The sequence below is a fragment of the Aquariibacter albus genome (assembly GCF_014145335.1).
Classification (GTDB): Bacteria; Pseudomonadota; Gammaproteobacteria; order Burkholderiales; family Burkholderiaceae_C; genus Aquariibacter; species Aquariibacter albus.
Genome location: NZ_JACIVI010000001.1, coordinates 1,271,464 through 1,294,231, shown reverse-complemented (window position 1 = coordinate 1,294,231; position 22,768 = coordinate 1,271,464). Strand labels below are relative to the sequence as shown.

Here is a 22,768-nt window from a genome sequence, read left to right as displayed (position 1 = left end):
GTCAGTCTTTCCGGTAGCGAGGGGCCTCGAAGCCAGCCGCCGCCAGCGGCATGTCGGGCGCCCAAGGTGGGGTGGCGGCCAGTAGGCTGGCCAAGTGGGTGGGGTTGAATTCGGGCGCGTCGGGGGCTTCGCAGATCACCTCGTCGTGGACGGTCAGCACGATCTCGTAGCCCGCCGCTTCGATCAGCGGCATGGCGTGGGCCATCACGTCGCGGGCAACGGCCTGGCACACGTTCTCGAACAGCTTGCCGCCGTAGGTCTTCAGGCGCCCCCACCGGCGGCTGTACTGGTTGACGCCCCTGTAGGTGATGACGCCGTCCACCAGCTGCGGGCCGGGATAGCACAGCGCCCGGCCGCTGGGCAGGCCGATGCGCAGCCAGTTGCCGTCGCGGCGGACCTTCAGCGGGCCGACCTTCACGGTCTGCTGGGGCCACTCGATGGCCTGCATGACGGCCCCGCGCAGGTCGGCCCACATCGCTGCGATGGCCGGGTGTGCCGCGCGCCAGCCGCGCTTGATGGCGTCGCAGGCCACGAAGGCGTCGCGGCTCAGGCCGAAGGTCTGCGCGCCCTTCTTGGTGGTCCAGGCGTGGAATTCGCGCGCTTCGTCCACGGCCCAGGCCGGCGCCACCGGCAGCACCTTGGCAGCCAGGTCGTCCAAGTTGATGCCGTAGGCCGCCGCGAAGGTGACGAAGGCGCCCACGCCACCCTCGTAGCCCAGCGCCAGCTCCTGCACCTTGCCGACCTGGCGCTGGTCCTTGCTCACCTGGTCGGCCGGCACGCCGAAGCTCTTGCTGTAGGCCAGCTTGTACAGGTCCGGGCCCTCGCCCGCGTCGAAGGCGCGGAAGGCGTCAAGCTTCCAGGTCTCGCCGGCGAGCCACGCCTGATCGCGGCCCTCGATGTTGGAGAGGTCGGCCACCACCAGCTTCTTGCCCGGCGGAGCGACGATCACCGAGCGGATGCAGTTGCTCGTCAGCGCCATCACGTTGTCGAACAGCAGGTCGGCGGCGCCCGCCTTCAGCGCGTCGATGCCGGCCTCGATGTCGGGCTGCGCCATCGTCGGGCGCGGCAGGTTCTGCGGCTGGAACAGCCGGCCCGCCCATCGCCCGGTGCGGCTGGCGCCGTTGAACTGCAGGGTGCCGCGCAGGCGGCCGTCATCGCTGGTGCCGCGCTGCAGCGTCTTGTACTTGCTGGTGCTGGTGGTGCAGGCCTGCAGGCGCACGGCGAGCAGCTCGCGCAGCTCGGCGGGCAGGTCCGGGTCGGCGATACGCCGCTCCAGCGTGGCGCCGGTCAGGTCGGGCAGGTCCACACCGTGGGCTTCCAGGATGTGCGCCAGCATCGCGTCGCGCTGCGTGGCGGCCTGTACCCGGCCCTCGGTCAGCTCAACCGTGCGGCGCGCCAGCACCTTCTGCTCGGCGTCCACGGCGGCAAGGGCCCCGCCCACCAGCTCCAGGTCGATGGCCACGCCGCGGTCGTTGATGCGCTGGTCCAGGTGCCAGAGGTCCAGTTCGGCGCCCTGGCTGTTCCAGGTCGGGAGGCGCTTGGCGACGGCGCGCATCGCGTCGATGTCCAGCGCGGCGTACTCCACGAAGCGGGCCCACTGGGTCGGGTGCGTCTCGCGGGTGGCGCGCTGGATCTTGGCCGTGGCCGGGCGCGGCTTGCAGAAGAGCTGGATCAGCTGCCGGCCGGCCTTGCCCTTGGCCTGGTCGGTGGGCACCTGCAGCACCTCACACAGCGCGCCCAGCGAGCCCGGCAGGCTGTGGCTCAGCGCCTGCACCATGGTGTCCCGCCAGCGGGCAGGACACCAGAAGGGGGCGGCCCACTCACCGGCATAGCGGCCGTAGGTGTGGGCCAGCACCGTGCGGTCGAAGTGGCTGTTGTGGGCCCAGATCTCGACCAGGTCGTCTTCGAGCGCGCCTTCCAGCGCCGCCGGCATGGCGCGGGCGAGGGTGCAGTCCCACACACTGACCGGGCCGTCGTCGAGCGCCCACGCGAAGAGCATCACCTCGGCACCCGCCGCGTAGGCGTGCGTGCCGTGGGTGATGGGGACCTTGGAGTAGGTCTCGAGGTCGACCCAGAGGCGCACGCCTGCTCTCCGGTCAGGCCAGCGACTCGGCGCCCGCGCCTTCGCTGACGTCGTCGAAGTCGTCGGCGCTGGCGCTGCGGCCACCGGCGAAGCTGTCGCCGTCGCGAAGGAACTGCACGCCCATCAGCGTGGCGCACACGCGCTTGCCGTAGTTGTTGTCCATTGCCCAGACGTCGATGGTGGCGTTGACGTAGCAGCCCGCGTAGGGCTTGCCGTCGGCGGCCACGAGCGGGGTCTTGTCGGCGTCGATCACCAGCGGGCGCACCTCGTTGCGGGCGCTGACGTAGACGCGGCCCTCGAAGCCGTCGTAGGTGCTCTTGAGGTCGCCGTCGTGCAGGAAGGTCTTGTCGCCGGCGCGGATCTGCTTGAGCATGGCCGGCGCCTTGGCACCCCACTTCTCGGTGCCGGCCTGGTCGATGGCGGCGTTGATGGCCTTCACCTGAGGGTCGGTCGGGCTGAGCAGCAGCACGGCCGAGAAGGCGGGCTTGCCCTCGCCGTTGACGGTCTTGGCCTCGAAGAGCGCGGGGAACGCCAGGCGCACGTTGTTGAGCTTGATCTTCATGAGGTGTCCTTTCTGGACGGGTTGGGAACGGGGTCAGGCGATGGCTTCAGCCGGCGGGGTGACGACCTCGAAGTCGTCGAGAGCAGCGCCGGGGTCCAGGGCGGGGCGCTTGTCGCTGGCGGGGGCCACGCTGGGCTTGCCTGGCGGGGTGACGATCAGCGCCTTGAGCTTGGTCCACTGCTTGGGGCCGATCTCGCCGGCCTTGGCCAGCTTCTCGGCGGTGGTGGGCGTGATCAGCGCGTACTCGTAGCGCAGGCTGTGCTTGAGGCCCATGACTTCCAGCGCGGTCTCGGCCTCGTCCTGGCTCTCCCACTTGCGGGCGCCCTTGCGGCCTTCCACCAGCTTGAAGCCCGGCACCTGCCGGCCGGCGAGCAGCTCGCCTTCGGCGCGGGCGCGCACGGCCTTGCACCAGGTCTCGACCAGCTCGACCGCGGCTAGGCACGCGCCCAGGTGCGCGCTGTCGGACTGCTCGATGCGATCCAGCGCGCCGGCCAGTTGCGGCGCCAGCGGCTGCGACACGTCCACGAAGTCGTCGGCCACGGTGTCCAGCACGCGCTGGCGCAGCGCCGGGCAGCTGGCCTTGGCACGGCAGAAGCGGCACCCGTGCTCGGTGGGGTGCAGGTCTTCGACCTCGTCCAGGCCCTGCGAGAGACAGCCCCGCACCCACCCGGCCTTCAGATCCACGGCCTGGCCGAAGGTGCGGAGCTCGTCCAGGCCCACCGTCCACTCGTCGATGTGGTTGCGCCGGGGCTGCACGATGATCAGGCGCGCGTGGGTGAGCTCGTGGGCGAGCTCCAGCTCGCGCAGCGCGGCAAGGGCGTAGATCTGCAGCTGCTCGTTGTGCTTGGCGTCCACCTCCACGCCGCGCCCGTACTTCAGGTCGATGACGATCAGCTCACTGCCCAGGACCACCACCGCGTCGGCCGTGCCGTGGGCTCCGGGCTCGCCGGTGAGGTGCTCGATGCTCAGGCGCTGCTCCACCATCAGCTCGCCCCCTGCGGCCACCAGAGCGCGCACGGTGTCCAGGTAGACCTGCGCGTAGGCGGCCATGTCGGCGCCGACGGTGAAGATCGCCCGGTCGCTGACGTTGACCTGCTCGCCGATGTACTCGGCGGCGTCGACGCCCATCAGCAAGCAGGTAGCGGCCAGCTCGTGCGCCGCGGTGCCCTCATCGGCGAAGGTGTTGGACTCGTCGGGCAGGTCACGGGTCAGCAGCACCGAGCCGGGGCAGGCCATCCAGCGGTGGGCGGCGCTGGGTGAAAGCAGGGCGTGGCTCATGCCGTCACCTCCTCGGGCAGCTGGTTGAGGGCGGCCAGGAAGGCGGCGTACTGCTCCACCTTCAGGTTCTGTCCGGTGCGCACGCCGAAAGCCGACAGGGTGTCGATCACATGCTCGCGGTGGGTCTTGGCCAGCGCGTTGATGCGCTGCTTGACCGCGTCGTAGGCCACCGGCTCAGCCGCAGCAGTCGAGGGCGGGGGTTCGGCTGCCGCAGGTGCGGCAGTGGGGTCGCAGGCGGCGGCCGTCTTCTCGGGCGCAGCGGCCGCCGCCGCCCCGGCAGTAGGCGAGGTAGGGGCAGGCGGGCTGGTCGGCTCGGCGGGGCCGGGGGCAGAGGCCTTCAGCGCTTGGGCGCGCTTGGTCTCGCTCCGGCTCTGCGGCTTTTCCACCGGCGCGGCGGCGACCTCCGCGGCCGGTTCCGCGCCTTTCGCAAGGACCTGCGCCTGGGCGTCCAGCAAGGGTTGCAGCGCGCACAGCACCGCGTGGAGTTGCTCGCTGCTGTGCAGCGTGAGGGTCAACGGGAACACGTGAAGGCCTCCTTCTCAGGCAGTGGGGATTGCGGCGACCAGCTCGCCGTCGTTGATCTGGCGCTCAAGTTCGGCCAGGCGGTCCAGCTCGCGCTTCAGGTCGGCGGGCTCGTAGAGGTCGGCGTCGGCGCAGGCGTCCAGCAGGCGCTGCGCGGCGTCCAGGTCGTTCTTCTCGGCGAAGGCCAGCGCGGCACCGATGAGCTCCAGGTCCTTCGTCTTGTCGAAGTCGTAGCCGTCGAGCAGCGGCGCCAGGCCGGCGGGCAGGTCGGGGCTGTCGATCCGCGCTTCGAGGCGCCGGCGCAGCTCAATCTCCAGCGCAGTGCTGCTGAGCTCGTGCTGCTCCTGGTAGGCGCGGCGAAGCGGCTCCTCGTCGGTCAGGCATTGCAGGTGAACACTCATGCCAGCACCCACACCAAAGCAGCGGTCAAGGCCATCGACAGCACGCACAGCCAGTGGGTCAGCGCCTTGGCCGCGCCAAGTGCGTCGTCGCTGGGCGTCTCGATCGCACACGCCGTGCGCGCATCGGGCCCGAAGGCCTCCACCAGCGTGCGCGGGTGGCGGTAGGTAAGCTCATCGCGCCGAGGTGATTGATGGTTCAGGCTCATCGCGTGATCCCGGTAAAGAATTCCACAAGGCACCACACCAGGCCGGCTGCGAAGGCGGCCCAGATCATGGCGTCCACCAGATGGACCAAGGTGCGCGGGCCCTGCTCGTCATCGGCCACCAAGCCCTGCAGGGCCGCGTCGCTCAGCCAGGCCGAAACGCCAGGATCGAAGGTCTCGGCCGGCTCGTGGGGCGGACCGTCATGGGGAAGAAGCTTGCTCACGGAGCCACACCGCTTTCTGCGCTCGCCAATACGGCGCTCGCGGCCTCGGCCTGCATCACGACCAGGTCGGCGGCCAGCGCCGCATGCCGCTGCAGCACCGCTCCGGTGAGGAGCGTGACCATCACCCCGGCTCGCTGCATGTCGCCGCGCACTGCGTGACGCATGGCGGCCATCAGCATGTCCAGGTCGTCATCGCCTTCCAGCACCAGCTCGCCCAGCAGGGCCTGGGTGGCCGGCGCGCCGGCGGCCAGGCCTGCACGGGCACAGTCGTAGGCCTCGTTGAAGGCTTCCTCGCGGATTTGCTCGCTGCCAGGCCGCTGCCACCAGGCGGTGGCGCGGGCGCGTTCGGCATCCGCACATGCCGGGGCCTTCACGCGGCCCCAACAGCGGTTTGGGTCGCCGGCGGCGCCCAGTGCTCGATGTGCGCATCCAGCAGCGCCAGCGCAGCGCCGTACTCGCGCCCGTGGCAGCCGTCACCATGCTCATCGGCCACCGCCGCCTCAAACGCAGCGCGCGTTCCAAAGAAGCAGCCTGTCTGAACCCGCGGCCCTTGGTCAGTGAGCCAAAGCGTCAGGGTTGCTGCGCGAGAGCCGATGGGCCCGATATGCAGGCAAGGGCGAAGACCCACAAGCTTCAAACTGCCGCCCAGGTCCGCGCCGGCCAGGTTCGCGCCGGCCAGGTTCGCGCCGGCCAGGTCCGCGCCGGCCAGGTCCGCGTAGGCCAGGTCCGCGTAGGCCAGGTCCGCGCCGGCCAGGTTCGCGCCGGCCAGGTTCGCGCCGGCCATGTCCGCGCCGGCCATGTCCGCGCCGGCCAGGTTCGCGCCGACCAGGTCCGCGCCGGCCAGGTCCGCGCCGGCCAGGTCCGCGCCGGCCAGGTTCGCGCCGGCCAGGTTCACGCCGGCCAGGTCCGCGTAGGCCAGGTCCGCGCCGGCCAGGTTCGCGCGGGCCTTGGTGGCGGCCTTGGTGGCGGCCTCCAGCGTCACGCGCATCGCGATGCCGCAGGCCTGCTGCTCGTCGGTGACTTCGTGCTCGAACAGCGCCTCGTCGGACCCGCGGTGGCGGATGGTGATCTTCGGCATCCCCGTCTCCCTCACCCCCGCCGTCGCGGCGTTGTCTTGGGGCGCGGGCTTACTCTAGCGAAACGTTAGCCTATGAGTCAAGCGAAACGTTAGATTTCTTCGGGGTTGAGGTGCGGGAAGGGTTGGCCGTTGTGCTGCGTATCGCTACGCTATACACTTCACCGCGTGACGATCAAGACCTTCCAGCACAAGGGCCTGAGGCAGTTCTTCGAGACCGGCAGCACGGCGGGCGTGCAGGCGCAGCACGCGCCGCGGCTGGGCCGCCTGCTGCGGGCGCTGGATGCCGCAGCTGCGCCTGGCGACATGGGCCTGCCGGGCTGGGGCCTGCACCCGCTCAAGGGGGCGCTGGCCGGGCATTGGGCTGTGTCGGTCAGCGGCAACTGGCGGCTGACCTTCCGCTTCGAGGGTGCCAATGTGGTGCTCGTCGATTACCTGGACTACCACTGAGGGCTGAGACCATGGACACGCATCTGCATCATCCGCACCCCGGCGCCATCCTCCGCGAGGACGTGCTGCCTGCGCTGGGCTTGACCGTGACCGAGGCTGCCGCGCAGCTGGATGTGACGCGCGCCACGCTGTCGCGTGTGCTCAACGGGCGCGCGGCGGTCTCGCCCGAGATGGCGCTGCGCATCGAGGCTTGGCTGGGCCGCGACCGCGGCGGCGATGCCGGCCTGTGGCTGCGCATGCAGGCCAACTTCGACCGCCACGCGGCGGAGCTGCGCCTGCGCGATCACCCGCTGCGCGTGATGCGCGCTCCCGAGGCTGTTCCAGCCTGAGCCCCTGGCGTGAAAAAGCCCGCGCGCAGGCGGGCTGGTGGCACGTGATCAGTTCGCGGGGGGCAAGTCGAAGCACAGGTCGCTGTGCTCCAGCATCGAAGGCTTCACCCGTTGCCCTAGAGGGCACAGATAGAGGTGGGCGCCTTCTCGCCGCGCAAACTTCATGGCCGGCACAAAGTCGCTGTCGCCCGTGACCAGCACGATCACCTGCACCTGCCGCTTCAGGGTCAAGGCGGCGATGTCCATGCCGATGCGCATGTCCACGCCCTTCTGTGTGATCTGCGGACGCAGGTCGTCGGGCTTGACTTCGACGGAGGGGCCGACGGCGTTGCCGAGCTTCTTGGCGCTGAGCTCCCAGCCCTGGAACGCCAGCTCGCCCAGGCGCAAGGCCATGAACGGCAGTTGGGCCAACTGCTCGAAGAGATTGCGCGCCCTGGCTGCGGTAGGTGAGGCCCCGAACTCCACCAGCTCGCCGCCCAGCGGTTTCTGGTGGGCCGTTTCAAGCGGCATCGAGTCGTAGTAGTAGACCCGGTGCATGCGCATCCCGGCCAGGGCTTCATGCTGCTGCAGTTGGGCAACCAGGCTTCGGAAGCTCTCGGCGGTCGCGGGTGCCTTGGCCGTCCCGATCTTGCGTTTGGCGAAGCCGCCGTCGATGAGGATCGCGTAGCTGAGCATCGGAGCCCGAAAAGTTGGCCGCCAGTCGGGTCGGACGTCGAGGCGTCCTGTTATATGTCACCCGAAAGGCAGCCGTCTCTGCTATGTGCAGGCAAATAGTGTGCCACATTGCTGCGCCGCAGCGTGAGCAGGGTTAACGCTGCAGTCGAGCAGTACTTCGCTGGTTCCGGCTGAATCGATCAGATCGGCAGCGGCTGCTCCAGCAGGCGCGCGGCCGCTGACGGCGTGGGCGCCTCCAGAATGTGCAGGCCGCGGTAGCGGGCCACGCGGCTGAGCTGATCGCGTGCAGCCAGGGCGTGTTCGCGCGCCTCGGCGCTGGCGCCTTCGGCCAGCGCGTCGGTGTTGAACAGCAGGGTGCCGGCGAAGTTGTTGCCACCCATGTGGTCGCGCGCCATATCCAACTCCAGCATCTTGCTCTTGGCTTCCTGGTCGGTGCGCTGGGCCTGGCGGCGCGTGCTGGGCAAGCTGGTGACCTGCACGGCCAGCGGCCCGTTGGCGTAATCAATGACCACCTCAGGTGCTTCGCCCGAGCTGCTCAGCGGCACTTCGAAGCGACTGGCGTTGGCCTGGTCAGCGCCAACGAAGATGCGGCGCAGCAGGGTCAGGAATTCACCGGTGCGCACGGAGTGGCGGGCGTTGGCCGGCTCGGATTCTTCGATGATCTCGTCGGCCGAGCCGAACACGCTGACGCTGCGCACGGCGGCGTCGAGCAGCTGGTCGACGCTCCAGCCCCGGGCCACCATCACCGGCCCCATCTCGAAGCTCTTGAACAGCGGGCGCAGCTCGTCGATGGGCAGGCCGGCCTGCTGGCGCTGGGTCATGTAGTCGGCGCACTCGCGCAGCACGCCGTGGGCGGAGTTGCCGCGCTGTGCACCCAGCAGCTGGCGCAGGCGCCGGGCGCTGATGATGCTGTGCGTGGCTGCCGTCAGGGCCAGGGCGGTGGTCTCGTGCGCCTGCACGGCCAGCAGCGCCAGCAGCTTCTCGCCAGTGCCGGGCAGCGGCTCCCACAGCACCGGGCGGTAGCGGGCGACCAGCGGCGCACGGGCCGCGGCCACGCCGGCAGCGGGTGGGATCAGTTGTTGGGGGGCGAGGAGTTCCACAGTGAGGCGCCTTCACGCACGCCCAACCGCTCGTTGACCATGAGGGCCAGCGGCTCCAGGCGGGCTGCGATGCCGCGCAATACTACTTCGGCCATGGGCCAGATGTCATCGACGGGCGGGTAGCCCGTGTGCCATTGCCGCATCCGGTCGGCCAGCAGGCCGAGGCGCTGGCCCGCCTTCTGGAACTTGGCCGGCTGGCCCTGCAGGCCATGATCGGACGGCCGGCGGCGCGCCAGCTGGGCGGCCAGCTCGTTGCCCCGGGCGCGATGCTCCAGCACGCGCTGGCGGTTGGCCTGCACCGCCCAGCGGCGGATCACCTGGGCCAGCGGCTGCAGCGCCAGTTCGTGGTCGATGAACCAGTAGCGGTGGCCGTCGAAGATCAGGTTGCCGGTGTGGCGGTCGGCGTTGGCCACCAGTTCGTCCCAGGCGGCGCCCGGTGCTGCGGCCGGCATCTCGCACAGCCGGCGCCAGGTGTGTTCCTCGGCCGCCGCGTCGTCGAGCATGCGCACGGCGCTGTCGTCGGGCCACTGGTGCACGCTTCCGAAGCACAGGAAGTCCTGCGTGTTGGGCAGCGGCTTGGCCCTGACGGGCAGGCCGGGTAACTGGTCGCGTTCGGCCAGCACCACCACGCCGCGGGGCACGTCGAGCTTGAGTTCGGCCGCCGCCAGCGCGCAGGCCAGCTCGATGGCGACCTTGGGCTGGTTGTTCATCCACTTCACAACCGCGGGCACGCAAGACTCGGTGCTGCCCGGCACCTGCAGTTGCCCGCGCCAGACCTTGTTCTCCTGCCCTGCTTCGACGGTGAGCCCACCACTCATCAGCCGCGCCCAGGGCGGGCGGGATGTGTCGTCGAGGTCCAGCCCCGGCACCAGGCGGGTGTTTTCAGTCATCGGGCGCCCCTCCCTGGGCATGCGGCACAGCCTGTGATCCGGCTTTTGCGCCTGCGCCGGCTGGCTTACCGGCGAAATCGTGGGTCTCGGCCAAACCGGTCGGTGCGGCATTGGCAGACGCCGCGCTGTGCAACTCCGCCAGGCGCTGCCGGTAGACCGAGGCGTCGTCCCCCAGCACGGCCAGTAGAGCGGTGCAAGGCTTCTGGCGCTGCGGGCCGCATGTCAGTGCACAGCCGCCGATGGCTCCGCCGCGGCCCTGATCAGGCGCGACATGGGCCATGCCTTGGCGAAGCGGCCCAAGATGGACACCTCGGTCGCGGCGCGCTCCGGGGCGGTGCGGTCGTCAACGATCACGCGGATCTGCACGCTGGCGTTCAACTCGGAGCCGCGCACGTCCACGAGCTTGCGCAGCTCGGCACTGCTCGCGGCAGGTGCGCTTCCGATGGCATCGATGTACTCGTTGCCCATCCTGAAAGCGAAGCTGTGTTCCGAGCCGCTGAGGCCCAGCAGTGGCTCCGGGTCGTCCAGCAGCGGGCTGGCCGGGCGCCAGGCGCGCAAGTAGAGGGCCGCTTCTTCGCGCAGGGTGTTGCTTGTCGAGGCGCCCGTTCCGTTCGCTGAGCGTGCCCAGGCGTCCAAAGCCAGCAGGCCAGAAACCATGCGGGCAAAGGCGGATGGGGCCTGCGCAGTGGGCGCCAACACTTCGACGACGCCGTCGTCGTTCAAGGTCACGTGGTACGGCGCCAGCGCCGCTCGCAGGGGTTTCCAGGCGCGACGGTCGTCCAGGCGGTGCCCCAAGCCAAGCAGCCACGACAAGGTCATGCCTTCATCGCTGAGGTGCACGGTGTCACCGACGCTGAACGCGAAGAGGCTCATCCCGTCACCGTCGAAGAAGCGGAACGGGGTGACCACCGCGGCGCAGAGCGATCCATCTCGCATGGCCTGCGGCTCGCAGCGCATGCCAATGAGGTCGGGTAGCAGTGAGCAGTTCATCGCAGTGGGTAGGCGGTTGGGTCAGGAACGGTTCCATCCAGCGTCAGGGCGCAGCGCTGGCAGAACACGTCAAGCATGCCGTTGAACCCGATGGATTGCCAGGCTGGGTCGTCCGGCTGACGGGGCTCGCCGATGTGCTCGTGCGGGAAATCATGGTCCCCAGGGCGCATGCCCGTAAGGCCTGGATTGTCGATTTGATAGACCCGGAGCAGATGGGCTCCATCAGCCTGAAACAGGGTGATCTTCCAGGCGATGGTTGTCAGCCTGGGCTTGGTGGTGGCCATGCACTGCACGTGCATGCCGGGGATGGTGGCCCCGTCGCCGTCCACGACACCGAACTCGAGCGTGGACACACCACGGTGCGTGCGGTGCTGCCGCCAGCTCTCGGGAGGGCACCCCGTCTTGTGAAGCGCCATCAAGGCGCGCGCCTGCGCGTGGCTGAGCCCCGGCATCAATAGCCCTCGGCGTCGATCCAGCGCAGCACGGCCAGCAGGGTCATGTCGGGGTCGTCGGCGCTGTCGTAGGTGGGGAAGTCCTCGTTGGGGGCGCGGGCGCGCCAGGCTTGGTCGGCACCCACGGCGTAGCGCCGCAGGTGGCGCTCGCCGTTGCCGCGCTGCACCAGGATCACCTGGCCAGGCTGGGCGCTGTGCCCGGCGGCCATGATCAGGCCGGTGCCCCGCAGGATCTTGGGCGCCAGCGCGTCGTCGTTGGCCACCAGGCGGAAGGCCGGCGGCAAGACCTTGGTTTTCATCAGCTCCCCCCACTCAATCAGTGGAGGAACTGTAAATTCGTACAGTTTCAGCGGGTGAGCCTGGCCGGCCCCGGCCACCGCCATCTGCCCGAAATCGCCCACCTGCTGGTGGGCCTGGGCGGTGTGGGTGGGGAGACGCCAGCCGGGGTAGTGCTCGTCGAGCTTGGCGCGCAGCGCGGGCCCGACGCCTTTCGGCCGGCCCGACGGCAGGCGCACGCCTTTCAGGATTTGGTAGATGGTCTGATCGTTGACTTCGATCTTGTCAGCGACGGCTGTGGCGCCACCATTCGCTTCAACGATGCGCCTCAGCGCGTCAACCATTGGGTCAGTCATCCTTCGATCCTCTAGCTTTTAGCTAGTCGTCTCCAGTTCGTTTCGCTTGCCTGGCTTCTAACGTTTCGTTAGAGTGAGCGGCATGAACGCCTTGACGCCCTCTGAGCGTGCTGCCGTGGCCACTGCCGTGGGGATACACGACCAGTACCTCTACCAGTGCCTGACCGGCCGACGGCCGACGCCGGTCGACCGCTGCCCCGCCATCGAACGCGCCACCTCCGGCCGCGTGAGCTGCGAGGAACTGCGCCCGGACGTGCGCTGGCACCGCGTGCCCGACGCCGACTGGCCGCACCCCGAGGGCCGCCCCTTGATCGACGTGGCCGCGCCGAAGGCGCATAAGGAGGCAGCGTGAGCGCAGAGACCGACTGGGCTGCCCGGCTGGCGCAGCACGACCTGCCAAGCGTCATGTGGTCAGAGGTGCGGCTCGCCGTGCTCGACGCAGCGCGGCACGGCGAGGTGTTGAGCATCGGCCAGGTCGAGAGCATGGTGCTGCTCCTGGCGGCGATCAACCGCGCCCAGCGGCTTGCTGCCGAAGCGCGCGGCGCAGGTGCTCGATGAATTTCGCGATCCCCGCAGCGTCCTCCTCGGCCAGCCCGGCCGACTTGATCAGGCCGGGCTGGTGCTTGATCAGCAGCTCCAGCAGGCGATCCGCCTCCCGCTGTGCTTCTGCTCGTGCGACTTCGTTTTCCATGGCCGTGGCCCTTGCTGAGGGCGGTGCGTTGAGGAACTCCCGTTCTCAGCAGGTGAGCCACGGCCACCCGTTCACCACGAAGAAGGAGCGGCGTGATGCTGCAGCGTGAACCCCTGCCCGAGCTGGCCCTGGTGGGCGGCACCTGCGGCATGGCCGAGGTGAGCCTGGACGGCGTGCCGCAGGGCTTCGAGCTTTCGATCTGGCTCACCGGCGCCGAGGCCATGCGGGTGATGCCCACGGGCTTCTGGCTGCGTGTGGCGGGTGCGGACACGTTCTTCACCCCGGCCGGCGTGCTGTTCAACCGCGCAAGGTTTGCAGCCACGAAAGTGCTTCCGGCCAGCGATCCAGCCCCTCGCACACCAGACGTCTGGCTGCTTCAGACCAAGCCTCTTTGCCCAGCCCAAGGAGAGCTGCCTTGATGCGCGATTTCTCGGCGGCCGGAAGGTCGGTGGCGTCGACGCGCTCTGCCAGCAAGGCCCGGAGGGTGTCGCTGTCGAGGCGCATGGTGACGACGCCCAGGATGGCGCCCAGGCCGCCGTCGTCGGCCAGGAAGTCCAGCCCGCGTGCAGTGATGACGCTTTCGCCCATGGGCATGAAGCTGTTGTCGCCGATGCAGCCGCGCCGCTGGTACCCGCTTTCAAGCAGCTCGTGCTCGGCCAGGTACTGGGTGTTGACCAGCAGGGCCCGATCGTCCGGGCGCGGGTGTCCGGCAGCTTCAATTGCGGCAGGCAGGTCGAACTCGCCTTCCGGGTATGCGGATGCCAGGGTTTCGAGGATGAGCTTTTGCAGGGCTCGGTCGAGCATGGGGCTATCCCTTGGGGGTGGGCCTGCGCAGCGGGAGGCGGCGTGATCGAAGCATCACAAACCCGGCACGCTGAGCGCAGCGAAGCCGCTCATGCCGATGCTGGTCTTGCACTCGGGGCACCTGGCTCCGGCGCCCCTGACATGCAGCGCCGAGCGGTGGCGACGGATGTCCAGGCACGGCTGGCAGAGGTAGTGCTGCGGCTGCGCAGGGACTGGACCGCCGGGCCCGGCCAGTGCTGGCCGCTGATCTACCCGGTACGCGACATGCCCGGGAGCGAGTTCGACCATCGTGTATCCCGAGCGCTGCGCGAGGGCGTCTTCTGCTTCTCTCAGTTTCTGGGCTGTCTCGAAGTGCTGCTGCTGCAGCGCGAGCAGGGCAGCCGTGAGGCTGAAGAGACGCTGCTGGGCGTCGAGCAGCGTCTCGTTGAGCTTGGCCACCTCCGGCGCGAGCTTGGCGGCATCGCGGATGCCCAGCAGGCCCCGGCCGATGTCGACGGCGGCCGTGACGGCGCCGGCTGCTGACGTGACGAGCGAAATGTCCATGGGCGCCCCCGCCGTGGCGGGCGTGGTTGAGGGACTTCGATCCTCCCACGGTGCGGGGCGCCCGCCCTTGTCTCCCTCGTGCGCCCTGGCGCCGGCCTATCCGGTGCGGGCTTGCCCCCTCCCAGGCCCGCGCGCGCGTTTGCCCCGGGGCCTCGTCGGCCCTGGGGTTTCTTTCTTCTGAGGCCTTTACATGCCGAAGCGCGAAAACTCCACCCACGTCCGGCTTTCCGAGGAGGCCGACGCCATGCTGGAGCTGATGGCCGAGGCCCATCGAACGGACAAGGCTGCCCTGGCGGCTGACCTGATCGAGCGGGCGTTGCTGGGTGAGGGGCATGCGCTCAAGGTAGCGGCTACCCGCCTGGCGCGCTTGGGAATCGCGGGGAGCTTCAGGGAGTGAGCGCGGTGCTTGATCGGCCGACCCTGCTGGAGCTGCTGCCTGACGGCATCCCGCTGGCCCTGCGCCAACACCGGCGCTGGGCGCCGTGGAGGGCGGTCTGGGCGCCGCGCCGCGGCAAGTGGGACAAGGTGCCGTGCGCCCCAGCCGGCTACGGCCTGAGCACGGCGAAGCCCGAGCGATGGCTGACTTTCGACGAGGCGCTGGCTGCGGTCCAGTCGCGCCCCGACCTGTTCGCGGGGCTGGGCTATCTGATGACGGGCGCGCACGGCGTGGTGGGCCTCGACCTGGATCGCTGCATCGAGCCCGATGGCGCGCTGTCGCCGTGGGCCGCCGAGCTGGTGGCCGAGTCGGCGAGCTACGCGGAGCGGTCCCCCAGTGGGCATGGCGTGCGGGTGATGTTGCAGGGGGCGGTGCCGGCGGACTGGACGAACCACGAGCGCGGCATCGAGGTCTACGGCGGGCACGAGCCGCGCTTCCTAACCCTGACGGGCCATCGACTGGAGGGCACGGCCGAGGACCTGCAGGCAGCCCCCGCGGGCGTGCTGGAGGCCCTGGCGCAGCGCCACGCACGCGAGCGCACATCGGCCGAGGTGGTGCGGCTGATCGAGCCGCTGCCGGACTTGGTGGACGAGCTGTTGTTGCCGGAGCTCGGGGACCTTTCGATCCCCTGGCAGGCCCGGGCCTTCTTGTCCGAGGGCGAGGCGGGTGCGGACCGCAGCCGAACGCTGTTCGCGACGACGGTGGCGCTGTTCGCAGCGGGCTTGCCGGCCGACGAGGTGCTGAGCCTTCTGGCGACCAACCCCCACGCGATGGGGGTGGCGCTGGACCACCGTCGCCAGGACGCTGACCGCGCGCTGATGTACCTGTGGGTGGAGCACACCCTGAAGGCCCGTGGCCGCGCCAGGCGCGTGGCCACGGCCGAGGACTTCGATGACGTGACCGAAGGGCAAGACGCTCGGGCCGAAGTGCCCGGCGCAGCCCAGGCGGGTGTGTCGGCGATGGCCGGGGCGGCTGGGAAGCCGGCCCCGGCGCTGCGGTTCAAGATCGCACAGGCCGCAGCCTTCACGCAGCGTGCGCCACTGACGTGGCTGGTCAAGCGGGTGCTGCCGCTGGCCGAGGTGGGGGCGGTGTTCGGCGAGTCCGGGAGCGGCAAGAGCTTCCTGGTGCTCGACCTGGCGCTGGCCATCGCCACGGGCCGCGAGTGGCGCGGGCATCGGGTCCGGCAGGGCCGGGTGCTCTACATCGCCGCCGAGGGCTCCGGCGGCATGGTGCGGCGCCTGCAGGCGCTGGCCGAACACCACGGCCTCGACCTGGCCGAGCTGGCCATCGACGTGCTGGGCGACGCGCCGAACTTCCTGGAGAAGCAGGACATCGGCGACCTGCTCAAGGCCATCGAAGCCTGCGGGCGCTACGACCTGGTCGTGGTGGACACCCTGGCCCAAGTCACCCCAGGCGCGAACGAAAACGCGGGCGAGGACATGGGCCGGGCGCTGGCGCACTGCAAGGTGCTGCACCAGCGCACGCGGGCGATGGTGCTGCTGGTGGCCCACGCGGGCAAGGACACCTCCCGGGGCCTGCGCGGCTGGTCGGGCATCAAAGGCGCCTTGGACGTGGAGATCATGGTCGAGCGCTCGGACGCGTACCGCGCCGCGACGGTCACGAAGATGAAGGATGGTGAAGGTGAGGGCACGGAGTACCCCTTCACCCTCCAGAGCGTGACGCTGGGGCAGGACGAGGACGGCGAGGCCATCACAAGCTGCGTGGTCCAGCACGGCCAGCACGTGCCCCAGGAGGCCCGCAAGGCACAGCCCAAGGGCTCGTGGCAGACCGTGGTGCTGCGCACCGCCAAGGCCCTGTGCGACTTGGCCGAGGAGGTGACCACTGGCGAGCTGATCGAGGCCTCGATCAACGAGGTTCCGAAGGACGAGAAGGCAAGCAAGGATCGACGCCGCGAGCGGATCCTGGACGCGATCCAGAGCCTCGTGGGGGGCAATCTGCTGTCCACCTCGGGCGGGAAGGTGGTGGTGCTGTGATGTCGGCAACGGGCGAAAAAATGCCAATTGGCAAAAAAACCGCCGTTGAAAGTTCCCGAAAGCCCGTTTCGGGAACTTCGGGAAGTGTCCCGTTTTCCCGAAGATTCCCGAATCGGGACGAAACGGGACCAAAAAACTTCCCGAAGTTCCCGAATCGGGAAGTTTCGGGACGTTGCGGGACTCCGGTTCTTCCCGCTTTGGGCCCTCTCCCCGTAGGGGAGGGCCAAACGGGAACGGACCGGGCCGGTTCGGGAGGGACGATCAACCCGGTGGACCGGGATGGGTGGCGGAAGCTGACGGCCGACGTCGATGCCGTCCCGGGGCCGGTGGGTCGCCGGCTGATCGTCGCCGTGCAACCCTGGCCGTGGTACGGCGAACACGGAACCGCGGCCTGGTCGGGGCGGGTGGTCCGGTGCTTCGACGGCAAGGACCCGACGCGGCGCTACTCGCCGAGCTGGTCGGCCCGGCTGGGTCGGTGGGGTGCCTCCGGCGAGGACGACCGGCAGCGCTGCGACCTGACGCCCGACGAGCTGCGGGAGCTGAACAGCCACGTGCTCGACGTGCTGGAGGTGGCGCTGTGCTGACGCCCAAACAGCAGGCCTTCGTGGCCGAGTACCTGGTGGACCTCAACGCCGCGGCGGCGGCGCGCCGGGCGGGCTACAGCGAGCGGGTTGCGAATCGGATCGGCGCTGAGAACTTGTCAAAACCTGTCATTGCCGCAGCCATCCAGGAAGCCCTTGAGGCCCGCCAGCAGCGCACACAGATCGACGCCGACTGGGTCCTTAAGCGCCTGGCGGCGATGGCGGACGCGGACCTGGCGGACCTGTACGGCCCGGACGGTGCGCTCAAGCCGGTGGCGGAGTGGCCCGAGGTGTGGCGCCGCGGCCTTGTGGCCGGTGTCGAGACCGAGGAGATCCGGGAGGAAGGCGTGTCGGTGGGGGTCATCCGCAAGGTGAAGCTGGCCGACCGCATGAAGTCGATGGAGCTGATCGGCCGGCATGTGACCGTTGGTGCGTGGCGCGACTCCCTGGCGCTGACCGGCAAGGGCGGCGGGCCGGTGCAGACCGTCAACATGACGCCGGACGAGTTCCGCAAGATCGCGGCCGAGATGGCGGGGAAGGTGTGAGCCTGCCAGGCCTCGATGATCCTCGCCAGCGGTTCGTCGCCGCCGAGCTGGCCCGTGCCGACCTGTACTTCTTCGCGCGCTGGATGTTCCTGCGCCGTCGCGGCTACGCCTGGCAGCGCGCGCCGCACCATCGGCTGATCTGCGATGCGCTGATGCGGGTGTTCCGCGGCGAGTCCCGGCGGTTGATCATCAACATCCCTCCGCGGTACTCGAAGACGGAGTTGGCCGTGGTGATGTTCATCGCCTGGGCGCTGGGCCATGTGCCGGACGCGGAGTTCATCCACACCAGCTACAGCACCACGCTGGCCGGCAACAACAGCGCGGCTGTGCGCAGTCTGCTGCAGCACGAGGATTACCGCGAGGTGTTCCGTGGCACGGAGTTGGCCGGCGAGGCCCGGGCGCACTGGACGACGACGGCCGGCGGTGTCATGTACGCCACAGGCGCTGGCGGCACGATCACAGGCTTCGGCGCTGGCAAGCACCGGGCGGGCTTTGGAGGGGCGATCGTCATCGACGACCCGCACAAGGCCGATGAAGCGCGGTCGGACGTGATCCGCGCCGGGGTGATCGATTGGTTCCAGAACACGCTGGAGAGCCGCAAGAACAGCCCGGACACGCCCATCGTGCTGATCATGCAGCGCCTGCACCAGCAGGACCTGGCGGGCTGGCTGCTGGACGGCGGCAACGGCGAGGCCTGGGAGCATCTTTGCCTGTCGGCCTGGAAGGACGACGGCACGCCGTTGTGGCCGGAGAAGCACAGCGCCGACGACCTGGTGCGCATGGAGCGCGCCAGCCCGTACATCTTCGCCGGGCAGTACCGGCAGCGGCCGGCACCGCTCGAGGGCGGGGTGTTCCGGCCGGGCCAGTTGCAGGTGGTCGACGCACTGCCGGCGGGCCGCATCACCTGGTGCCGGGCCTGGGACCTGGCCTCTGTGGCCCGCGGTGGCGACTACACGGCCGGGGCGAAGCTTGGAAAGCTGCCCGATGGACGCTTCGTCATTGCGGGCATCGAGCGCGAGCGCCTGGGGCCTGACGAGCGCGACGCGCTACTGCGCAACACGGCCGCACGCGACGGGCGCGAGGTGCGCATCGGCCTGCCTCAGGACCCGGGGCAAGCCGGCAAGACACAGGTGCTGGCGCTCACGCGGATGCTGGCCGGGTACATGGTGCGCACCAGCCCCGAGACGGGCGACAAGGTGACGCGGGCTGAACCGCTGGCCAGTCAGGTCAACGTCGGCAACGTGCTGTTGCTGCGGGGAGCTTGGAACGACGCGCTGATCGAGGAGATGAGACTGTTCCCGAACGGCACCTTCGACGACCAGGTCGACGCGCTGAGCCGTGCGTTCAGCGAGTTGCTGGGCCCCGTAGACGCCCGCCCCATCAGCACCTTCAACGTCCCCGGCCTCTGACCCGGCCTCTCGCCACGCTCCGCCACGCCCCACACCCCGATGCCCATTCAAGACGCCGGCCCAACCCCCCTGCAGTGGCTGCTGCTGGAGATCGACCGCACGCCCGGCGCCACCGTCAGCAAGGCGCGGCTGCGCGCCATCCTGCGCGGCATGGCCGGGCAGCGCATCTTCGTCACCCGGCGCGAGCTGCACCTGCCCGAGCTGCGCCACACGGCCCGCCGCCTCCTGGACACCGGCCTGAGCTGCACCGAGGCGTCTGGTCAGCTGGCCCAGCAGACCGGCCTCAGCCGCCGCCACGCCCAACGGCACGTGGTGTGGGCCCTCAATGAGCGGGCGCTGCAAGCCATCGCCGCGCGCCGGCTGAGCCTGATCGACGGGCCGGACGGGGAGGACGCCGATGGTGCTACCTGATGGCGCCGCGGCCGCGCTGGCCGCCCGCCACGGCCGGCTGATCGCCACCCTGGCGCAGGCGCAGTTCGTGCGCATGCTGGGCCTCATCCGCGGCGGCACGGAGGCGCGCGAGGCCATCGCCCAGGCGCAGACCGGCTTCAGCGGCGCCTTCTTCGAACAGCTCAGCGTCGCCTTCAGCGAGCTGCTGCAGCGCGCCGTGGGCGTGGCCGAGGTCAAGGCCCTGCCGGTTGGCCCCATCTCCCTGAGCCGGCGCCTCTACCTCAACGACGTGCAGACCCAGGCCGAGACCCTGGCCCTGGTGCGCCAGCACGCCCAGGGCCTGCACCAGGCCCGCACGCTGGCCCTGCGCCTCTACGACGGCTACGACCCCGCCACCGCGGCCGAGCGCCCCCTGGAAGGCCGTGCCCGGGCGGAGCTGCCCAAGGCCCTGCGTGCGCTCACCGCCGACCCAGTCACGCGCGAAAGCCTGCAGGCCCTCATCAAGCGCGGCCAGGCCCAGGTCGCGCGCCTGACGAGCAGCGCCCTGCGCGCGGCCTACAGCGAGGCCTTCGACGCCTGGGCCGCCGGGCAGGGCGATGCCGCCCTGACGCGCCGCCTGGACGTGGCCTGGCGGGAGAAGAACCGCTTCATGGCCGAGCGCATCGCCCAGACCGAGCTGGCGCGTGCCCACCAGGCGCAGCGGGCGCAAGAGCTGATGGCCGACGACAGCATCGAGGTCGTGCAGGTGGTGCTGAACCCGCGCCACCCAAAGGCCGACATCTGCGACCTGCACGGCCGCGCCAACCTGTGGGGCCTGGGCCCGGGCTGCTACCCCAAGGAACGCGCCCCGCGGCCGCCCTTTCACCCGTTCTGCTGGTGCGTGCTGCGCAGCCGGCCGGACCTCGAGGCCTCCGATGCGCGCCGGGCAGCGGGCGGAGAGGGCGCTTTCCTGCGCAGCCTGCCGGAGGGCGAGGCGGCGCGTGTGATGGGGTCGAAAGCCCGCGCCATGGCGGTGATGAGCGGCGCCAGCGTGGAGAGCGTGATCAACCACGAGCGGGTGCCGGAGATGTACCGGCTGGCGAGGCTGGGGGATGCCGCGGGCGGGCATGCGCTGGTGGGGCCGGCTGAGAATGCGGTGGCCATGACAACCGCATCCGCAAGCTTGAAGGACATTCGCGCATTCGCCGTCGAAGCGATGAAGGTCGCCGACCGCCGCACGGAAATCAAGCTCGGGAAGGTGATCAACGCCGAGCTGATTCAGCGGAAGACGGGCTTTGATCTCTCTGGGTTCGAGCGGATGCTGGACAACTACGGCGTCCGCCACACCATGAAGCAGCATGGCTCACCATCGAAGGAAGCCACTCGGGGTCAGATCGCTGTCACGCTGGAGGACTTCGGCCTGATCCCGTTGATCACGGCGGAACCGGACGACGTTTTCGCCGATGGCAAGAACAAGATCGGGCGCGATGTGATCGTGTTCACCAAGGTGATCGACGGCATCGGCTACCGGCACGTCGAGGAGATCCGCGGCAAGAACAAGCTTGTTGCAACGGACTCGATGCGCAAGAAAAAAGGAGCCTGGGGCTCCTAAAGATGCACCCGCGACGAGTGCGTGCTGCCATGCGGCCCCTTCTCTCAACGTCCGAAACGACTTCGCGGGTGTATTCGGAGTGTACGCCACCAACGTGAAAGTGCCGGTGGGCCAGGTTGGCGACCCTGGTCGGCTCATCCTCAGCATCTCTGCTGGGGCCGAGTCAGCCTGATGACCCGCGCCGGCACCGCCAGTGTACGCCGCAAGGCCCCGGCGCGCGGGCTTTTTCACGTCTGTGCCTTACGCGCTGCCGGCAGCGGTGAACCTGTGCCGGCAGCGGTGAACCTGTGCCGGCAGCGGTGAACCTGTGCCGGCAGCGGCTACCCCTGCACCTCCACCCTCAGCGCCATGAGCTTGTAGGCGTCCACGCGGTCCTCGTCGAGGATGGTCTCGCGGTAGGTTGTGGTGGCGTGCTGCATGGCCGTGGCCAGCAGGGCGGCCTCCATGGCCAGCAGCGCTTCCCACTGGGCTTCCAGGCCGGCGCTGAACTCGTGGATGGGCTGGCCGAAGTAGATCAGCAGCTCCACGGCGCGTCGCCCGATCACCTCGCCATGCGTCACCCGGCTGGGCACCAGGCGCACCATGGGGTAGTCGGCCGGGGTCATGTTGGCCTCCAGGCCGATGCGGCAGGTGGCCACGCCGGGCACGGTGGCCAGCGCGTCGCGCAGGCCCCGCAGCAGGGGGAAGGCGCTGTCGCTCATCACGCGCGCTCCAGGGCGACGGTGTAGATGGACGCGGAGCCCGTGCCGCCCGAGGCAGCATCGGCCGCCGCCTGCGCCGCGCGGGCCTGGGCCAGGGTGCTGTCCCACTCCTTGCGGTAGGCGGACAGCTTGGCCGAGAAGGTGTCATCCGCCGCGCGCTGGCTCTCCAGGCAGGTCAGCACGTAGGCCCGGGCCACCACCAGGCGCGCCACCCAGGCGGCGGGCAGGGTGCCCAGCTCGGCTACGTCGGCCGCAGCGCGGGCCTCGCGCTCTTCGGTGACCAGGGGCGCCAGGTAGGCGTCGGCGTAGTAGTGGGTCAGGGGCATGGCTCAGGCTCCGGGGGCGCTCAGGCGGTTGATCGGGTCTTGCACGTGGCGGGCGAAGAGGGCCGGGGCGAGCTGGGCGGCGCGCACCATCCAGGGGTCGCCCTTGTAGCCAGGGTGGCGTACCTCCTTGGCGAAGGCGAACTGCCCACCGGATGGCCAGCGCAGGGCCACGCGCGCCCGGCCGCCGGCCGGGATGCCCTTGCGCCTGGTCTTGCCGTCGGCATCCTTGTAGGACTTGTAGTCACCTCCCGCCTTCGGCCGGATCACATGCGGCTTCGTCCCCCAGTGCACGAACACCGCATGCGGCGCGCGCTGCAGGTCGTGGAAGACCTCCCAGCCGCCGGGGATGCGGCGCTTGTCCACGCTGGCGAACAGCGCACCGGTGCGCGTGTGCTGGCCGGCCTCGCGCATGACGTAGGCCTCGACATCCACCACGGTCTTGTCCAGGGCCTTCTGTGTGCTCTGGGCGCCGAGGCGTAGCAACTGGCGCCGCACGGCCTCGGCGCCGGTGAGCTTGACGTCAAGCTTCATCGCCGGCCCCCTCAGCGCGCGTGCACCCGCACGTCCACCGCCACGGCCACGGCGCCGCGCGTGGTGCGCACCGTGGCGCTCAGGCCGTGGTCCTGGTGGGGGCGCGGATGGTCCACCTCGCCGCCGGCCAGGCGCACCTCCAGGTAGCGGCCCAGGCGGGTGCGGGCCGGACCAACGCCCAGGCCAGGCGCCTCGATGTGCTCCACCCCAAGCGCAAGCTCGTGCCAGCCAAGCAGCGGCGCCAGGTCGATCAAGTAGGGCCGTTCGTCGGCCGCGCGCTTGGCGAGCCGCGCCGGGGCCTGCCCCGCCGGCAGGGCCGACACGTCGGCCGCCAGGCTCATGATGCTTGGCTCGGCCATG

Annotated in this window: 33 protein-coding genes; 11 read left to right on the top strand and 22 right to left on the bottom strand. The window is 70.0% G+C overall.

The genetic code is table 11. The features are described from left to right. Window position 1: 1 nt before the first annotated feature. Genes H4F90_RS15785 through H4F90_RS05810 form a run of 9 tightly spaced genes read right to left on the bottom strand, consistent with a single transcriptional unit; the run spans window position 2 to window position 6,351 of the window. Window positions 2-2,083, bottom strand: coding sequence for a DNA polymerase (locus H4F90_RS15785; protein WP_182662337.1), 2,082 nt, complete (start codon window positions 2,081-2,083; stop codon window positions 2-4). Between the two features lie 13 nt (window positions 2,084-2,096). Continuing rightward, entirely contained in the window at window positions 2,097-2,645 is a 549-nt protein-coding gene (locus H4F90_RS05845) for a DUF2815 family protein (RefSeq protein WP_182662336.1), read from the bottom strand. Window positions 2,646-2,678: 33 nt separating this feature from the next. Next, window positions 2,679-3,923: a DUF2800 domain-containing protein gene (locus tag H4F90_RS05840; protein ID WP_182662335.1), complete on the bottom strand. Its 1,245-nt coding sequence runs from the start codon at window positions 3,921-3,923 to the stop codon at window positions 2,679-2,681. Beyond that, the gene (locus tag H4F90_RS05835) at window positions 3,920-4,447 is read right to left on the bottom strand and encodes a hypothetical protein (protein ID WP_182662334.1); all 528 of its coding nucleotides are present in this window, start codon (window positions 4,445-4,447) and stop codon (window positions 3,920-3,922) included. The genes H4F90_RS05840 and H4F90_RS05835 overlap by 4 nt, the downstream gene beginning before the upstream one ends. Window positions 4,448-4,462: 15 nt before the next feature. After that, entirely contained in the window at window positions 4,463-4,846 is a 384-nt protein-coding gene (locus H4F90_RS05830) for a hypothetical protein (protein ID WP_182662333.1), read from the bottom strand. Next, window positions 4,843-5,052: a hypothetical protein gene (locus tag H4F90_RS05825; protein WP_182662332.1), complete on the bottom strand. Its 210-nt coding sequence runs from the start codon at window positions 5,050-5,052 to the stop codon at window positions 4,843-4,845. Before H4F90_RS05825 ends, H4F90_RS05830 begins: the two co-directional genes overlap by 4 nt. After that, window positions 5,049-5,273 (bottom strand): hypothetical protein, encoded by a 225-nt coding sequence (locus tag H4F90_RS05820; RefSeq protein WP_182662331.1) that lies wholly within the window; start codon window positions 5,271-5,273, stop codon window positions 5,049-5,051. The genes H4F90_RS05825 and H4F90_RS05820 overlap by 4 nt, the downstream gene beginning before the upstream one ends. Beyond that, window positions 5,270-5,647, bottom strand: coding sequence for a hypothetical protein (locus tag H4F90_RS05815; RefSeq protein WP_182662330.1), 378 nt, complete (start codon window positions 5,645-5,647; stop codon window positions 5,270-5,272). The genes H4F90_RS05820 and H4F90_RS05815 overlap by 4 nt, the downstream gene beginning before the upstream one ends. Then, window positions 5,644-6,351 (bottom strand): pentapeptide repeat-containing protein, encoded by a 708-nt coding sequence (locus H4F90_RS05810; RefSeq protein ID WP_182662328.1) that lies wholly within the window; start codon window positions 6,349-6,351, stop codon window positions 5,644-5,646. Before H4F90_RS05810 ends, H4F90_RS05815 begins: the two co-directional genes overlap by 4 nt. Window positions 6,352-6,516: 165 nt before the next feature. Here H4F90_RS05810 and H4F90_RS05805 point away from each other — a divergent pair, with 165 nt between their 5' ends. Together H4F90_RS05805 and H4F90_RS05800 are read left to right on the top strand one after the other, a co-directional pair. Continuing rightward, window positions 6,517-6,798: a type II toxin-antitoxin system RelE/ParE family toxin gene (locus H4F90_RS05805; protein WP_182662326.1), complete on the top strand. Its 282-nt coding sequence runs from the start codon at window positions 6,517-6,519 to the stop codon at window positions 6,796-6,798. Between the two features lie 11 nt (window positions 6,799-6,809). Continuing rightward, complete coding sequence (locus H4F90_RS05800; RefSeq protein ID WP_182662324.1) at window positions 6,810-7,127, top strand: HigA family addiction module antitoxin; 318 nt, start codon at window positions 6,810-6,812, stop codon at window positions 7,125-7,127. Between the two features lie 48 nt (window positions 7,128-7,175). Here the strand turns inward: H4F90_RS05800 and H4F90_RS05795 are convergent, their stop codons facing one another. From H4F90_RS05795 to H4F90_RS05770, 6 genes are all read right to left on the bottom strand, one after another. Beyond that, the gene (locus H4F90_RS05795) at window positions 7,176-7,802 is read right to left on the bottom strand and encodes an NYN domain-containing protein (RefSeq protein WP_182662322.1); all 627 of its coding nucleotides are present in this window, start codon (window positions 7,800-7,802) and stop codon (window positions 7,176-7,178) included. Window positions 7,803-7,981: 179 nt separating this feature from the next. Further along, window positions 7,982-8,857, bottom strand: a complete 876-nt coding sequence (locus H4F90_RS05790; protein WP_182662320.1) for a hypothetical protein — start codon at window positions 8,855-8,857, stop codon at window positions 7,982-7,984. A 17-nt stretch (window positions 8,858-8,874) separates the two neighbouring features. After that, complete coding sequence (locus tag H4F90_RS05785) at window positions 8,875-9,792, bottom strand: hypothetical protein (protein ID WP_182662318.1); 918 nt, start codon at window positions 9,790-9,792, stop codon at window positions 8,875-8,877. A gap of 222 nt (window positions 9,793-10,014) precedes the next feature. After that, window positions 10,015-10,782: a DUF1828 domain-containing protein gene (locus H4F90_RS05780; protein ID WP_182662317.1), complete on the bottom strand. Its 768-nt coding sequence runs from the start codon at window positions 10,780-10,782 to the stop codon at window positions 10,015-10,017. Further along, window positions 10,779-11,135: a hypothetical protein gene (locus tag H4F90_RS05775; protein WP_182662315.1), complete on the bottom strand. Its 357-nt coding sequence runs from the start codon at window positions 11,133-11,135 to the stop codon at window positions 10,779-10,781. The genes H4F90_RS05780 and H4F90_RS05775 overlap by 4 nt, the downstream gene beginning before the upstream one ends. 98 nt (window positions 11,136-11,233) lie before the next feature. Then, the gene (locus tag H4F90_RS05770) at window positions 11,234-11,866 is read right to left on the bottom strand and encodes a hypothetical protein (protein WP_182662313.1); all 633 of its coding nucleotides are present in this window, start codon (window positions 11,864-11,866) and stop codon (window positions 11,234-11,236) included. Window positions 11,867-11,981: 115 nt separating this feature from the next. On the opposite strand from H4F90_RS05770, the gene H4F90_RS05765 reads away from it, so the two are divergent. Beyond that, complete coding sequence (locus H4F90_RS05765) at window positions 11,982-12,218, top strand: YdaS family helix-turn-helix protein (RefSeq protein ID WP_220486046.1); 237 nt, start codon at window positions 11,982-11,984, stop codon at window positions 12,216-12,218. Continuing rightward, entirely contained in the window at window positions 12,215-12,424 is a 210-nt protein-coding gene (locus H4F90_RS05760) for a hypothetical protein (protein WP_182662309.1), read from the top strand. Before H4F90_RS05765 ends, H4F90_RS05760 begins: the two co-directional genes overlap by 4 nt. Here H4F90_RS05760 and H4F90_RS05755 read toward each other — a convergent pair. The 3 genes from H4F90_RS05755 to H4F90_RS05745 all read right to left on the bottom strand — a co-directional run bounded on the left by H4F90_RS05755 (window position 12,372) and on the right by H4F90_RS05745 (window position 13,904). Further along, window positions 12,372-12,557 carry a hypothetical protein gene (locus H4F90_RS05755; RefSeq protein ID WP_182662308.1) on the bottom strand — a complete coding sequence of 62 codons (186 nt, stop codon included), beginning with the start codon at window positions 12,555-12,557 and terminating at the stop codon, window positions 12,372-12,374. The genes H4F90_RS05760 and H4F90_RS05755 overlap by 53 nt on opposite strands. 297 nt (window positions 12,558-12,854) lie before the next feature. Continuing rightward, the gene (locus tag H4F90_RS05750; protein ID WP_182662306.1) at window positions 12,855-13,361 is read right to left on the bottom strand and encodes a hypothetical protein; all 507 of its coding nucleotides are present in this window, start codon (window positions 13,359-13,361) and stop codon (window positions 12,855-12,857) included. A gap of 54 nt (window positions 13,362-13,415) precedes the next feature. Continuing rightward, the gene (locus tag H4F90_RS05745; protein WP_182662304.1) at window positions 13,416-13,904 is read right to left on the bottom strand and encodes an RING finger protein; all 489 of its coding nucleotides are present in this window, start codon (window positions 13,902-13,904) and stop codon (window positions 13,416-13,418) included. 190 nt (window positions 13,905-14,094) lie between these two features. Here H4F90_RS05745 and H4F90_RS05740 point away from each other — a divergent pair, with 190 nt between their 5' ends. From H4F90_RS05740 to H4F90_RS05710, 7 genes are all read left to right on the top strand, one after another. Further along, window positions 14,095-14,301 carry a hypothetical protein gene (locus H4F90_RS05740; protein WP_182662301.1) on the top strand — a complete coding sequence of 69 codons (207 nt, stop codon included), beginning with the start codon at window positions 14,095-14,097 and terminating at the stop codon, window positions 14,299-14,301. Further along, a complete protein-coding gene (locus tag H4F90_RS15780; RefSeq protein WP_182662299.1) occupies window positions 14,298-16,334 on the top strand; it encodes an AAA family ATPase in 2,037 nt (678 codons plus the stop codon). The genes H4F90_RS05740 and H4F90_RS15780 overlap by 4 nt, the downstream gene beginning before the upstream one ends. A gap of 350 nt (window positions 16,335-16,684) precedes the next feature. Continuing rightward, the gene (locus H4F90_RS05730; protein WP_182662296.1) at window positions 16,685-16,918 is read left to right on the top strand and encodes a hypothetical protein; all 234 of its coding nucleotides are present in this window, start codon (window positions 16,685-16,687) and stop codon (window positions 16,916-16,918) included. Continuing rightward, window positions 16,912-17,460 (top strand): terminase small subunit, encoded by a 549-nt coding sequence (locus H4F90_RS05725; protein ID WP_182662294.1) that lies wholly within the window; start codon window positions 16,912-16,914, stop codon window positions 17,458-17,460. Before H4F90_RS05730 ends, H4F90_RS05725 begins: the two co-directional genes overlap by 7 nt. Then, on the top strand, window positions 17,457-18,869 hold the full coding sequence (gene terL, locus H4F90_RS05720) for a phage terminase large subunit (RefSeq protein WP_328700828.1): 1,413 nt from the start codon (window positions 17,457-17,459) through the stop codon (window positions 18,867-18,869). Before H4F90_RS05725 ends, terL begins: the two co-directional genes overlap by 4 nt. 39 nt (window positions 18,870-18,908) lie before the next feature. Further along, entirely contained in the window at window positions 18,909-19,280 is a 372-nt protein-coding gene (locus tag H4F90_RS05715) for a hypothetical protein (protein WP_182662293.1), read from the top strand. Next, window positions 19,267-20,850, top strand: a complete 1,584-nt coding sequence (locus H4F90_RS05710) for a PBECR3 domain-containing polyvalent protein (RefSeq protein ID WP_182662291.1) — start codon at window positions 19,267-19,269, stop codon at window positions 20,848-20,850. The genes H4F90_RS05715 and H4F90_RS05710 overlap by 14 nt, the downstream gene beginning before the upstream one ends. 320 nt (window positions 20,851-21,170) lie before the next feature. Here H4F90_RS05710 and H4F90_RS05705 read toward each other — a convergent pair whose 3' ends face one another. From H4F90_RS05705 to H4F90_RS05690, 4 genes are read right to left on the bottom strand one after another with little or no spacing between them, the layout of a single operon-like run. Further along, window positions 21,171-21,551, bottom strand: a complete 381-nt coding sequence (locus H4F90_RS05705; RefSeq protein ID WP_182662289.1) for a hypothetical protein — start codon at window positions 21,549-21,551, stop codon at window positions 21,171-21,173. Continuing rightward, window positions 21,551-21,877: a hypothetical protein gene (locus H4F90_RS05700; protein ID WP_182662287.1), complete on the bottom strand. Its 327-nt coding sequence runs from the start codon at window positions 21,875-21,877 to the stop codon at window positions 21,551-21,553. The genes H4F90_RS05705 and H4F90_RS05700 overlap by 1 nt, the downstream gene beginning before the upstream one ends. Window positions 21,878-21,880: 3 nt before the next feature. Next, window positions 21,881-22,408 carry a hypothetical protein gene (locus H4F90_RS05695; RefSeq protein WP_182662285.1) on the bottom strand — a complete coding sequence of 176 codons (528 nt, stop codon included), beginning with the start codon at window positions 22,406-22,408 and terminating at the stop codon, window positions 21,881-21,883. A gap of 11 nt (window positions 22,409-22,419) precedes the next feature. After that, complete coding sequence (locus H4F90_RS05690; RefSeq protein WP_182662283.1) at window positions 22,420-22,767, bottom strand: hypothetical protein; 348 nt, start codon at window positions 22,765-22,767, stop codon at window positions 22,420-22,422. Between the last annotated feature and the right edge of the window lies 1 nt (window position 22,768).

Excerpts from the sequence above, each read along its gene's own strand:
- H4F90_RS05750 (WP_182662306.1), bottom strand. The coding sequence starts at position 13,361 with ATGCTCGACCGAGCCCTGCAAAAGCTCATCCTCGAAACCCTGGCATCC.
- H4F90_RS05770 (WP_182662313.1), bottom strand. The coding sequence starts at position 11,866 with ATGACTGACCCAATGGTTGACGCGCTGAGGCGCATCGTTGAAGCGAAT.
- H4F90_RS05710 (WP_182662291.1), top strand. The coding sequence starts at position 19,267 with ATGGTGCTACCTGATGGCGCCGCGGCCGCGCTGGCCGCCCGCCACGGC.
- H4F90_RS05745 (WP_182662304.1), bottom strand. The coding sequence starts at position 13,904 with ATGGACATTTCGCTCGTCACGTCAGCAGCCGGCGCCGTCACGGCCGCC.
- H4F90_RS05785 (WP_182662318.1), bottom strand. The coding sequence starts at position 9,792 with ATGACTGAAAACACCCGCCTGGTGCCGGGGCTGGACCTCGACGACACA.
- H4F90_RS05705 (WP_182662289.1), bottom strand. The coding sequence starts at position 21,551 with ATGAGCGACAGCGCCTTCCCCCTGCTGCGGGGCCTGCGCGACGCGCTG.
- H4F90_RS05795 (WP_182662322.1), bottom strand. The coding sequence starts at position 7,802 with ATGCTCAGCTACGCGATCCTCATCGACGGCGGCTTCGCCAAACGCAAG.
- H4F90_RS05755 (WP_182662308.1), bottom strand. The coding sequence starts at position 12,557 with ATGGAAAACGAAGTCGCACGAGCAGAAGCACAGCGGGAGGCGGATCGC.
- H4F90_RS05715 (WP_182662293.1), top strand. The coding sequence starts at position 18,909 with ATGCCCATTCAAGACGCCGGCCCAACCCCCCTGCAGTGGCTGCTGCTG.
- H4F90_RS05830 (WP_182662333.1), bottom strand. The coding sequence starts at position 4,846 with ATGAGTGTTCACCTGCAATGCCTGACCGACGAGGAGCCGCTTCGCCGC.
- H4F90_RS05780 (WP_182662317.1), bottom strand. The coding sequence starts at position 10,782 with ATGAACTGCTCACTGCTACCCGACCTCATTGGCATGCGCTGCGAGCCG.
- H4F90_RS05840 (WP_182662335.1), bottom strand. The coding sequence starts at position 3,923 with ATGAGCCACGCCCTGCTTTCACCCAGCGCCGCCCACCGCTGGATGGCC.
- H4F90_RS05740 (WP_182662301.1), top strand. The coding sequence starts at position 14,095 with ATGCCGAAGCGCGAAAACTCCACCCACGTCCGGCTTTCCGAGGAGGCC.
- H4F90_RS05800 (WP_182662324.1), top strand. The coding sequence starts at position 6,810 with ATGGACACGCATCTGCATCATCCGCACCCCGGCGCCATCCTCCGCGAG.
- H4F90_RS05700 (WP_182662287.1), bottom strand. The coding sequence starts at position 21,877 with ATGCCCCTGACCCACTACTACGCCGACGCCTACCTGGCGCCCCTGGTC.
- H4F90_RS05695 (WP_182662285.1), bottom strand. The coding sequence starts at position 22,408 with ATGAAGCTTGACGTCAAGCTCACCGGCGCCGAGGCCGTGCGGCGCCAG.
- H4F90_RS05810 (WP_182662328.1), bottom strand. The coding sequence starts at position 6,351 with ATGCCGAAGATCACCATCCGCCACCGCGGGTCCGACGAGGCGCTGTTC.
- H4F90_RS05845 (WP_182662336.1), bottom strand. The coding sequence starts at position 2,645 with ATGAAGATCAAGCTCAACAACGTGCGCCTGGCGTTCCCCGCGCTCTTC.
- H4F90_RS05690 (WP_182662283.1), bottom strand. The coding sequence starts at position 22,767 with ATGGCCGAGCCAAGCATCATGAGCCTGGCGGCCGACGTGTCGGCCCTG.
- H4F90_RS05825 (WP_182662332.1), bottom strand. The coding sequence starts at position 5,052 with ATGAGCCTGAACCATCAATCACCTCGGCGCGATGAGCTTACCTACCGC.